This is a genomic window from Isoptericola chiayiensis (genome assembly GCF_013149805.1).
Taxonomy (GTDB): Bacteria; Actinomycetota; Actinomycetes; order Actinomycetales; family Cellulomonadaceae; genus Isoptericola; species Isoptericola chiayiensis.
The window spans coordinates 38,758-49,360 of the sequence record NZ_JABEZT010000013.1; the positions used below are offsets into that span (position 1 = coordinate 38,758).

12 protein-coding genes are annotated in these 10,603 nt (G+C 74.4%); 8 read left to right on the plus strand and 4 right to left on the minus strand.

What is annotated here, in order from left to right; genetic code table 11:
- Positions 1-2: 2 nt before the first annotated feature.
- Positions 3-749, minus strand: coding sequence for a hypothetical protein (locus HDG68_RS16445; RefSeq protein ID WP_172153739.1), 747 nt, complete (start codon positions 747-749; stop codon positions 3-5).
- Between the two features lie 105 nt (positions 750-854).
- Here HDG68_RS16445 and HDG68_RS16450 point away from each other — a divergent pair, with 105 nt between their 5' ends.
- The 5 genes from HDG68_RS16450 to HDG68_RS16470 all read left to right on the plus strand — a co-directional run bounded on the left by HDG68_RS16450 (position 855) and on the right by HDG68_RS16470 (position 3,730).
- Entirely contained in the window at positions 855-1,238 is a 384-nt protein-coding gene (locus HDG68_RS16450) for a GntR family transcriptional regulator (RefSeq protein WP_172153740.1), read from the plus strand.
- The gene (locus HDG68_RS16455) at positions 1,204-1,953 is read left to right on the plus strand and encodes an ABC transporter ATP-binding protein (RefSeq protein ID WP_246254249.1); all 750 of its coding nucleotides are present in this window, start codon (positions 1,204-1,206) and stop codon (positions 1,951-1,953) included. The genes HDG68_RS16450 and HDG68_RS16455 overlap by 35 nt, the downstream gene beginning before the upstream one ends.
- Positions 1,950-2,771 carry a hypothetical protein gene (locus HDG68_RS16460; protein ID WP_172153741.1) on the plus strand — a complete coding sequence of 274 codons (822 nt, stop codon included), beginning with the start codon at positions 1,950-1,952 and terminating at the stop codon, positions 2,769-2,771. Before HDG68_RS16455 ends, HDG68_RS16460 begins: the two co-directional genes overlap by 4 nt.
- A gap of 75 nt (positions 2,772-2,846) precedes the next feature.
- Positions 2,847-3,413, plus strand: a complete 567-nt coding sequence (locus tag HDG68_RS16465; RefSeq protein WP_172153742.1) for a DUF421 domain-containing protein — start codon at positions 2,847-2,849, stop codon at positions 3,411-3,413.
- A gap of 98 nt (positions 3,414-3,511) precedes the next feature.
- Entirely contained in the window at positions 3,512-3,730 is a 219-nt protein-coding gene (locus tag HDG68_RS16470; protein WP_172153743.1) for a PspC domain-containing protein, read from the plus strand.
- 43 nt (positions 3,731-3,773) lie between these two features.
- Here HDG68_RS16470 and HDG68_RS16475 read toward each other — a convergent pair whose 3' ends face one another.
- Positions 3,774-5,636 carry a DUF2264 domain-containing protein gene (locus tag HDG68_RS16475; RefSeq protein WP_172153744.1) on the minus strand — a complete coding sequence of 621 codons (1,863 nt, stop codon included), beginning with the start codon at positions 5,634-5,636 and terminating at the stop codon, positions 3,774-3,776.
- 77 nt (positions 5,637-5,713) lie between these two features.
- On the opposite strand from HDG68_RS16475, the gene HDG68_RS16480 reads away from it, so the two are divergent.
- From HDG68_RS16480 to HDG68_RS16490, 3 genes are all read left to right on the plus strand, one after another.
- Positions 5,714-7,657 (plus strand): heparinase II/III domain-containing protein, encoded by a 1,944-nt coding sequence (locus HDG68_RS16480; protein ID WP_172153745.1) that lies wholly within the window; start codon positions 5,714-5,716, stop codon positions 7,655-7,657.
- A gap of 64 nt (positions 7,658-7,721) precedes the next feature.
- Positions 7,722-8,243 (plus strand): O-acetyl-ADP-ribose deacetylase, encoded by a 522-nt coding sequence (locus HDG68_RS16485; protein WP_172153746.1) that lies wholly within the window; start codon positions 7,722-7,724, stop codon positions 8,241-8,243.
- 116 nt (positions 8,244-8,359) lie between these two features.
- Positions 8,360-9,574, plus strand: a complete 1,215-nt coding sequence (locus tag HDG68_RS16490; protein WP_172153747.1) for a beta-ketoacyl-[acyl-carrier-protein] synthase family protein — start codon at positions 8,360-8,362, stop codon at positions 9,572-9,574.
- 52 nt (positions 9,575-9,626) lie between these two features.
- Here HDG68_RS16490 and HDG68_RS16495 read toward each other — a convergent pair whose 3' ends face one another.
- A complete protein-coding gene (locus HDG68_RS16495) occupies positions 9,627-10,262 on the minus strand; it encodes a lipocalin family protein (RefSeq protein WP_172153748.1) in 636 nt (211 codons plus the stop codon).
- 213 nt (positions 10,263-10,475) lie between these two features.
- The gene (locus tag HDG68_RS17685) at positions 10,476-10,595 is read right to left on the minus strand and encodes a carbohydrate-binding protein (protein WP_425483775.1); all 120 of its coding nucleotides are present in this window, start codon (positions 10,593-10,595) and stop codon (positions 10,476-10,478) included.
- Positions 10,596-10,603 lie beyond the last annotated feature (8 nt).

The following is a 10,603-nucleotide window of genomic DNA, read 5'->3' on the forward strand; positions in this document are numbered from 1 at the left end:
TCCTACGGCGCCGCCGCGTCCGGCATCGTGAGTTCGGGCGGCGGCTCCACGGCCGCGTCGAGGACCACCCGCTCCCCCAGCGGCTCGTCCAGCTCGACGACGTAGGGGGTCGCAGGGTTGGACGGGCAGCTGTGGTCCCCGCCGCGCGGGTCGACGACGACCGTCAGCCGGACCGCCGTCGTCGTCTCTCGCTGCTCGACCACCCGCACGCGGCCCGCGGCGCCCTCGCCGGAGCTGCACGACATCTCCGTGACCAGCAGGTTCAGCTCACGCGACGTCGGGTCCGGCGGGCGGTCCGGGTCGAGGGTCACCGTCGCGACCTCGCCGCCGACGTCGCGGCGCAGCGCGCACGTCCCGAACGAGCCCATCATCCAGCCCTCGACCGGGTCGAAGGCATGCTCGTCGAGGTTGTCGACGGTCAGCATCTCGTGGGTGCGCACGTCGCCGGCACCACGGTCGTCGACGGCGTCGAGCTCGCGGATCAGCGCGAGCCGCTCCGGCGGCTCGGCGACCACCCACCAGTCCGCAGGGTCGACGGCCGGCACCTCGGCGCCGTCGAGCGCGGCACGCCCCTCCTCGCCGAGCGACTCGACGGAGCGTCGTTCGTCCAGCGCGGCCGCCGGCACGGGTTCGCCCCGGCAGGAGTAGACGACCTCGCCGCTGCCGTCCCCGGTGCCCGGCGCGCCCGGGCCGGCGCAACCCGCCGCGAGCGCCGTCGTGCAGGCCAGGAACGCCACCGTGCGCCTCATGCCCCGATCATGTCGCGGCACGGCGCGCCCTTGCAGCGACCGGTTGACCTTGATCGGCGCGATGTGTCACTGTATTAAGCAACTAATACAGAGAGGCGGGAGCGGATGCAGTTCGACACCGGCTCGCCGATCTGGGGGCAGCTCGTCGCCGAGTTCTCCCGCCGGATCGTCACCGGCGCCTGGCCCACCGGGAGCCGCATCCCCGGCGTCCGGGACCTGGCGGGCGAGCTGGGCGTCAACCCCAACACCGTCCAGCGGGCCCTCGCCGAGCTGGAACGCCAGGGCGTGTGCCGGTCCGAACGCACCGCGGGTCGGTTCGTCACGGCGGACACCGACCGGGTGGACGCGCTGCGCGCCGAACTGGCCCGAGACGCCGTCGACGGCTTCGTCCGCCGGGCCCGCGGCCTCGGCATGACCTCCACCCAGGCGCAGCGACTCATCGAGGAGCGATGGCATGACCACCACACCGACCCTGCGGCAGGAGCGTGACCCCGCCATGACCGACGACGCCGCACTCGTCAGCGTCCGCGGCCTCACGGTCCGCTACGGCCGCCGCACCGCCCTGGACGGCCTCGACCTCGACCTGCCCGCCGGGCAGATCGTCGGCCTGCTCGGTGAGAACGGGTGCGGCAAGTCCACCCTGCTCAAGACCCTCGCCGGCCTGTACGCCGACCACGACGGCGAGGTCCGGATCGCCGGTCACCGGCTCGGGCCGCAGAGCAAGGCTGTCGTGTCGTACCTGCCGGACCGCAGCGCCCTGCCGGAACGGGCCCGCGTGCGCTACTGCCTCGATCTGTTCGACGACTTCTTCCCCGACTTCGACCGCGCCCGGGCCGAAGCCCTCCTCTCCCACTTCCGTCTCGACCCCGCGATGCGGCTCAAGGAGATGTCGAAGGGCATGCAGGAGAAGGCGCACATCTCGTTGGCGATGTCCCGCCGCGCCCAGGTCTACCTGCTCGACGAACCCATCTCCGGCGTCGACCCAGCCGCCAGGGCGAGCATCCTCGACGGCATCCTGCACATGCTCGACGCCGACTCCCTGCTCGTCGTCGCCACGCACCTGGTGCACGACCTCGAGACGTCCCTGGACTCCGTGGTGATGATGCGGCACGGCCGCGTACTGCTCACCGGCGACGTCGACGACCTGCGCGCCGAGCACGGCGCCAGCCTGGAGCAGATCTTCCGAGAGGTGTACGGCTCATGATCACCCTGCTCAAGCACGAGTTCCTCCAGACCCGGGCGATGCTCGGGGTCGTCGTCGGCATCTCCGCCGTGATCACCCTCGCGGGCGCCCTCCTCGCCGCCACACGCTGGCCCGTCATCGCCGTCCTCGGCGAGAGCGTCGCACTGATGTCGACGTTCCTCCTCGTCCCTCTGGCCCAGGTCCTCCTCGCCGCGCAGTTCTGGCGCTCCGGCTTCGGCCGCGGCGGCTACCTGACCCAGACGCTGCCGCAGAAGGGCACCACGATCTACTGGGCCAAGATGCTGTGGGCCTGGCTGGTCTCCCTGGTCGGCGTCGTGGTCGCTCTCGCGATCGCTCTGCCCGCCGGAGCCCTGATCATGCGCGGCACCGGCCAGGAGCAGCCGATCCTCGCGTCGCTGCGCGAGGGCTGGTCGACCCTGGCCGAGCTCGCACCGGGGTGGGGTGTCCCCGCCGTGCTCGCGACCGTCGCCGCGCTGGTCCTGGTGTGGCCCACGCAGTACTTCTTCGCGGCCTCCGTCGGGAGCCAGGCCCCGCTGAACCGCCTCGGCGTGGGTGGACCGATCCTCGTCTGGGTCGCGACCTACGTCGTCGTCCAGGTGATCACGTTCGTCTCGTTCGCCACCGTCCCCGTCGCCGTCGGATTCAGCGGTGACCGGCTCACCCTCGAGACCTTCGACCTGTTCGCCGAGATGAGCGCCGGCAGCACCGGCCCGGCCGACGTCATGCCCATCGGCTTCCTCCCCGCCCTCCTGCTGACCGCGGTGGGCTGCGTCGTCTGGTCGCTGCACTCCTGGAAGCGACGGGTCTCGCTCGTCTGAGACGTCCGCCGACACCGGCCGAGCACGTGGCATCCTCGAACCCGGACCCACGCCGCATCGAGGAAGACTCCCGCCATGTTCGACCAGTCCCTGAGCGACCTGCTCTGGCTCACCCCCACCGAGGCGCTCGCCGTCGTCCTCGCGACCACCGGCATGTACCTGGCGATGATGCTGCTGGTGCGGGTGATCGGGCAGCGGATGCTCGGGGCGATGTCGAACTACGACCTGGTCGCGATCATCGCGTTCGGGGCGATCCTGGGGCGCGCGGCGCTGGGCGACGTCGCGGTGCTCGGCGGCGGGCTGGTCGCGATGGGGACGCTCATCGCGCTGCAGTCGATCGCGGGTGCCCTGATCGTGCGCCCGTTCGGGTCCCGGGCCATCACCATGAACCCGATCGTGCTGATGGCCGACGGCAAGGTCCTTCCCGACCAGCTCCGGCGGGCCCACGTGGCCGACCGTGAGCTGCGTTCCACGCTGCGGCTCGCCGGCATCCACCGGTACGACGACGTCGCCGTCGCCCTGCTCGAGTCCACGGGTGCGATCAGCGTGCTGCGGCGCGGGACGCCGATCGACGCCGAGCTCCTCGACGGGGTCCACGGCGAGGAGCTCGTGCCCGAGCACCTCGTCGCGCGCCCCGCCTGACGCGTCGACCGATCGCTCGGGGTCGCTCGCGGCCGCTCGGGGTCGAACCGGGGGATCCCCGGATACCGGACGACCGCCGTCGTGCCTACTGTCGAGGCATGAGCAATCCTCAGACCGCACCCCGCAAGCTGTACCGCCCGAGCCACGGCCGCATGATCGGCGGCGTGTGCGCCGGCGTCGCCGACTACTTCGGCTGGAGCCGCGGACTCGTCCGGCTCCTGACCGCGCTGTCGGTCATCATCCCCGGCCCGCAGTTCCTCGCGTACATCGTGTTCTGGATCCTGATGCCGGACGAGCGCAAGGCTCTCGCCGGCTGACGCCTACCTCGCGGGAAGGTCGCCTACCTCGCGGAGGGTTTGCCTACGTCGAGGGGGTGGGGAGCGGCGTGCGGGTCCGGGTCCCGTCGGGCCAGCGCACGACGGCGGTGGTCCCGTCGAGGTCGACGCCCGCCTCCCCCTGGGCCGCGCCGGCCCGGGCGCCCCGCAGCGTGACGAGCACGGCGACCCACTCCCCGACCACGACCGGTCCGGCCAGCACCGGGACGCGGGCGTCGCGACCGAGCGGGCTCACGTCGTCACCGCGGAGCTCCTCGGCGTCCCACCGGCCGAGCAGCGGCGTCAGGCGCGAGACCAGCCCGTCCCCGGCGACCACCGGCCACCCGCTCACGCGCAGCGCGGCCGCGGCACCGCCGTCGGGCACCGACTCGACGCGCACCCACCGCACCTCCCAGGGACCGCGGACCAGGGAGACGACGGTGAGCACGCCGGCGACGCTCGACGCGCCACGCCGCCCCGAGCCGTGGTCGGCCTGGCCGGGTTCGAGGTCCATCCAGCGCGCCGGCCCCGTGGATCCCGCGACGCCGAACCCGTCGCGGACCCGCGGGTCGCCGAGCGTCTCGAACCCGGCACGGTGGGTCGCCCGGCCGGCGGCGTCCACCAGCACCACGGACTGGTCGGACGGGGCGTCCCAGCTCGCGTCGTCGAGCCACGGGCTCGTCGCGGTCGAGTAGCCGAGCCGCGCGTACAGCGGCGAGTCCCCGACGTCGGCGCCGGGCAGCGCGTGGTCGGTGCCGTGGTTGACCACGCGCACGACGCCGTCGTCCCGCGTCGCGCTGACGACCCACCCGGGGGCGCGGACCGCCCGCAGGACGTCCCCCGTCTCGACGGGCAGCGGCTCCGCGGGCTCCGTCCAGGCGGGGTGGTCGGCCGGCAGCGCGAGGCCGAGCATCCCCTTGGACGCCCAGTACGGCGACCCGGACCCGGAGTAGGCCTGCGCGATCCGCGGCCAGGTGTGGTGCCAGCCCAGGGTGAGCAGGCCGTCGTCGTCCGGCGCGCCCCGGTCGGCGAAGTGGCCGACGACGGCGGACGCGGCGTGGCGGAGCCGGCCCGGGGAGTGGCCGGGCACCTCGGCGAGCGCGCCGACCCAGAACGGCGCGGCGGCCGCGAAGCGGTAGGTGAGCGACCTGCCCTGCAGCATCGGAGAGTCGTCCCCGCCGACGAGTGCGAGGGCGTCGTCGAGGAACCGGTCGAGCGTCGCGACATCCCGGTCGCGACGCTCGGCGGCGAGGTCGACGGCGCCGGCCATCCGCGCCCAGAGCGCCGGGTAGGTGTGCAGCGCCCAGCCGTTGTAGTGGTCGAAGGACCGTTCGGGGCCGTCCGCCATCCAGCCGTCGGCGCGGGCGAACGTGTCGTGGGTGGCGAGGTCCGCGCGCATCTCGTCGAGCGAGTGCGGTCCGCCGACGGAGCGCAGGAACGTCTGGACGACGAGGCGGAACCACACCCAGTTGATGCGTGGGTAGGTGTCGTCCCCGACGGCGTCGGCGAGGTAGTCCACGACCTGCTCCTGGACGAGCGGGTCGAGGCGGTCCCACAGCCAGGGCCGGGTCATGTCAAGGATCAGGACGGTCGAGGCGGCCTCCACCTTGGCCTGGCCGTGCTCGGCGAGGCGGACCCACCGTTCCGGCGAGCCCGGGTCGGTCCCGGCCGCGAGCCCGGCGGCGTACCGCTCGGCGTACCCGTGGGGGTCGTCGCCGCGCTCCCCCGCGAGGCGGAACCCGGCGAGCAGGAAGGTCCGCGCGAAGCCCTCGAGGCCGGCGATCTCGCGGCTGTTCGCGCCCGTCGGACCGGGCAGCGTGATCAGCGCGCCCCCTGCGGAACGGTAGGGGTCGACGGCGGCGAGCATGCGGTCGGCGAGCGCTGCCCACCAGGAGCGGCTGTGGTCCATCCTCGGATTGAATCGATACATCCAGCTGGCGTCAACTGCGGTAGCGTCGGCAGCCGGCCCGCCCGACGAGGAGCAGCATGAGCACAGGCACCTTCACCGGCCCCCTGCACGCCGCGTTCGCGCCGGTGCGTGCGCAGGCCGCGTTGCGCGAGCTGCTCCGCCCCGCCGACTCGGCGCTCCCGGTCCCGCCGGCGACGGAGCGGTCGGTGTGGGCCGAGGAAGGCAGTGCCGACCGGCCGACCCGGCAGGCGCTCCGCGAGCAGGCCGCCGCGGAACGGTCGAACCCGTGGCCCACCCCGCTGGCCAGCACCGCGGCGCGCGTGCACCTCGACGGCGACCGGGACCAGCACGAACAGCTCGTGTTCGCCCGCTCCCGCCGTCTCACCCGCGCCGTCGTCGCCGCGGCGACGACACCCGAGCCCGGGTGGATCGACGCCGTCGCCGACGGCCTGTGGCAGCTCTGTGAGCAGTCGACCTGGTGCTGGCCCGCCCACGACGACTCCGCGCGCCGTCGCGGCCGGGTGCTGACCGACGTCACCGACCCGGTCCTCGACCTCGGAGCGGCGGAGGTCGCCGCCCAGCTCGCCTGGACCGACCACCTGCTCGGCGCCGCGCTCGACGACCGCTACCCCGGTCTGCGCGAGCGGCTCCGCCTTGAGACGCGACGCCGCGTGCTCGACCCGTTCGTCGCCCGGCGCGACTGGCACTGGCTCGGCCTCGACGGCGACGTCCACAACTGGAACCCCTGGATCCACTCCCAGGTGCTGGTCAGCGCCCTGCGGATGCTCGACGGGCCGGACCAGGCCGCACTGCGCGCCGACGTCGTCGACCTCGTGATCGAGGGCCTCGACAGGTTCGTCGCCGCGCTGCCCGCCGACGGCGCGATCGACGAGGGCTACTCGTACTGGTGGAACGGCGCCGGGCGGGCGCTCGAGGCCGTCGAGCTCCTCGCCCACGCGACCGGCGGCCGGCTCGACGCGCTCGGCCGGCACGACGACGGCGCACCCCTCGTCCCCGCGCTGCACGCCACCGTCGCGTTCCCGCACCGCATGCACCTCGGCGGAGAGTGGTACGTCAACGTGGCCGACGGCGTCGCCCGGCCCTGGCGCGAGCAGGCCTGGGCTGTCCTGCACCGCGCCGCGCGACGGGCCGGCGACGAGGACGCGCTCGCCCACGCGGCGTCCCACCGCACCGACGGGGCCGCCGTCGCCGACGACGGCGACGGCCTCGGACGGCTCCTCCAGGCGCTCGTCGACCCGACCTGGTCCGCCGCCCGCGGCCGCTCCCCGCTGCCCGGCACGGTCCGCCTCGACTCGGTGCAGATCGTGCTGGCCCGCGAGAGCCCCGGCTCGGCCCGGGGGCTGACGCTGGCCGTGAAGGGCGGCCACGACGCCGAGGCCCACAACCACTGCGACGTCGGGTCGTTCGTCGTCGCGTCCGACGGCGTGCCCGTCGTCGTCGACCCGGGCCGCCCGACGTACACGGCGCAGACGTTCGGCCCCGACCGGTACACGATCTGGACCATGCGGTCGGCCTGGCACAACCTGCCGACCGTCGCGGGGGTCGAGCAGGGGGTGGGTGCGGAGTTCCGGGCACGGGACGTCGAGGTGTCCGACGGCGGCACCACGGTGGCGATGGACCTCGCGGCGGCGTACCCGGTCGACGACCTGACGGCGTGGCGGCGCACCGCACGGATCGACCGCGACGCCGGAACCGTCGTCGTGCACGACGCGTGGGAGCTGGAGACAGCGACGACGGCCGAGGCCGCGACCACCGTGCACCTGGTGCTCGCCGGCGAGGTGCGGCTCGAGCCGGGTGCCGCCGTCGTCGTCCCGCTCGAGGGCGCCACGGCGCTGCGGCTCACCTGGGACCCGGCCGTCCCCGCCACGACGGTGCGCCGGGACCTGGGCGACCCGATGCTCAGCCGGGTCTGGGGGGACCACCTGACCCGGCTCGACCTGGACGTCGGCGGCCGACGACGGCTGACGGTGACCGCGGCACCGACGCCGGCCCCCGCCTGACCGATCCGATGCCCGGGTGTAGCGTCGAGGGAGCCGAGAGCCCCGACCGACTCCGGGAGGCACCGTGCGCATCACCGCCGAGCAGGGCGACATCACCGAGATCCAGGTCGACGCGATCGTCAACGCCGCGAACTCCTCGCTGCTGGGCGGCGGCGGGGTGGACGGCGCGATCCACGCCGCGGCGGGCCCGCGGCTGCTCGAGGCGTGCCAGGAGCTGCGGCGCACCACCCTCCCCGACGGGCTGGGCGTGGGTGACGCCGTCGCGACGCCGGGCTTCGACCTGCCGGCCGCCTGGGTCGTGCACACGGTGGGCCCGAACCGGCACCGCGGCGAGACCGACCCGGCCCTGCTGGAGTCGTGCTTCACGACGTCCCTCGGGGTCGCCGCGGACGCGAAGTCGCGGACGGTCGCGTTCCCCGCGGTGAGCGCGGGGGTCTACGGGTGGGAGGCCGACGACGTCGCGCGGGTCGCGGTGGACGCCGTCCGCGCGTGGGACGAGGAGAACCCGGCCGCCGTGGACGAGGTGCGGTTCGTGCTCTTCAGCGCACGCGTGCTGGACGCCTTCGCCGCCACCCTGGAGACCTGACCGCGACCGATCGCCCCTGACCTGCACCTTTGCTCTAGCAAACGAAGTGCGGGTAGGGCATCCTGAGCGCCACGGCGTGCCGGACGGCGCGTCGTGGAGCGACGGAGGACAGGTCGATGCGGCGGACGGTGATCACGGGGATCGGGGCGATCACGCCACTCGGGCTCACGGCGGAGGAGACCTGGTCGTCACTCGTGGCGGGCCGCACCAGCGCGGCACCGCTCGACGACGACTGGCCCGCCGACCTTCCCGTGCGCATGGGCGCCCGCGTGGACGACTCCTTCGCGGACGCCCTGGCCGTGCGCGAGCTGCGCCGCCTCGACCGCGGCGAACAGCTCGCGCTCGCCGCCGGGCGGCAGGCCTGGGCCGACGCCGGCACCCCGGAGGTGGAGCCCGAGCGTCTCGGCGTCGCCGTGGGGACCGCCAACGGCGGGTTCGGCACGACGCTCGGTCAGCACCGCCGGCTCATCGACCGGGGACACCGTGCGGTCAGCCCGCACGCGGTGACGATGGTGATGGCCAACGGGCCCGCGGCCTGGCTGTCGATCGACCTGGGCGCCCGGGCCGGCGCCCGCGCACCCGTCAGCGCCTGCGCCGCGGGAGTCGAGGCGATCCTGGCGGGCCGGTCGATGATCCGCGCCGGGGAGGCCGACGTCGTCGTCTGCGGCGGCAGCGAGGCCACGATCGTCGACCTCTGCGTCTCGGCGTTCGCGCGCTCGCGCGCCATGTCCACCCGCAACGACGCGCCGGAGCGTGCCTCGCGGCCGTTCGACGTGGACCGCGACGGGTTCGTCATGGGCGAGGGCGCCGTGCTCGTCGTCCTGGAGGCCGAGGAGCACGCCCGGGCGCGCCGCGCCCGCCTGCTCGGCGCCGTCGACGGCGGGGCGCTGACCTCGGACGCCCACGACATCGTCGGCGGCGAACCCGGCAACCAGGCCCGCACCGTCTCGCTCGCGCTGCGCTCGGCGGGCCTCGCGCCGTCGGACGTCGGGCTCGTGCACGCCCACGCGACGTCCACCCCCGCCGGCGACCTCAACGAGGCCCGTGCCCTGCGCACGGTGTTCGGCGACCCGCCGCCCGTGACCGCGACGAAGGCCTCGACCGGTCACCTGCTCGGCGCGTCCGGGCCGCTCGGGGCGCTCGCCGCGCTGGGAGCGCTGGGAGCGTGGGGTGACGCCGTCGTGCCGCCGACGATCAACCTGGACCGTCAGGACCCGGAGGTCGGTCTCGACGTGGTCACCGCGGCCCGACCGACGACGGCGCGGCACGCGCTGGTCGACGCGTTCGGGTTCGGCGGGCACAGCTCGGCGCTGGTGCTGTCGCGGTCCTGAGGGTCGCGGCCGGCGTGGTGCCCGACGTCGGTCGCCACGCCGGCCGCCCGGCTCAGCAGAGCGGGGCGCGGGTGCGCTGCCCGTCGCTCTGCGGTGTCAGGCGCAGGTCGCACGGGTCGTACCCGACGCCGACGAGGGCGTCGCGAGCCGCGTCGAGCTGCGCGTCGTTCAGCGACGGGGTCCGCGACAGCACGAAGCCGCTGGACCGGTCGGGGTCGCCGATGACCGCCCAGTCGTAGTCCGCGCCGAGCCCGACCACCACGTAGTTGGCGCCACCGAAGTGCAGGTAGCGGTCCTTGATCTTCAGGAACGAGACGTTCAGCTCCGAGCTGTCCGGCGCATTGAGGACCTTCGCCTCACCGGTGACGCTGCTGGTCCGACCCAGCCACGTGCGGCACTCGTTGCGGACCCCGACGACCCCGTCGCGCACCAGCGTGTACTCGGCCGTGACGTCCTTGCGGCACTGCAGCTCGAAGATCGCCGGGATCGCGGCGATCTGGTACCAGGTGCCCAGGTAGCGCTCCACGTCCAGGCCGGGGACACCCACCACCTCCCCGGAGGCCGCTGCGGGGGCCGGACCGGTCGGCTGCGCCGTTGCCGGCTGCGCGACGGCGGCACCTCCGACGGCGAGCGCCGTGGCGGTCGCGAGAGCGGCCAGGGCTTGGACGGCACGGTGTCGGACGCGCATGGAGGACCTCCTCGTCGTGCGCCGGGCCCGGTGCCCGGCGGCGATGGGACGACGACCCACCCCCAGGAGGACCGCCGTCCACCGGGTGTTCGCCCGGAGGCCTGTCCGCGGATGCACCCTCCCACGGTTGTGGGCGCACTTCCTGGCCCGCTATGCCGCTTTCGCGTTTTTTGCGACCACAGGAAGTGCGCCCACAACCTCACCGAGAGGCGGTCAGCCGGCGGTCACCTCCCACGGACCCCACGGGGACGACGCCGGCACCTGGTTCCGCGTCCACCACTTCGCCGTGTGGGTCTCGCCGTCGTGGACGACGACGTCACCCGCGGTGAAGATCCGCGACG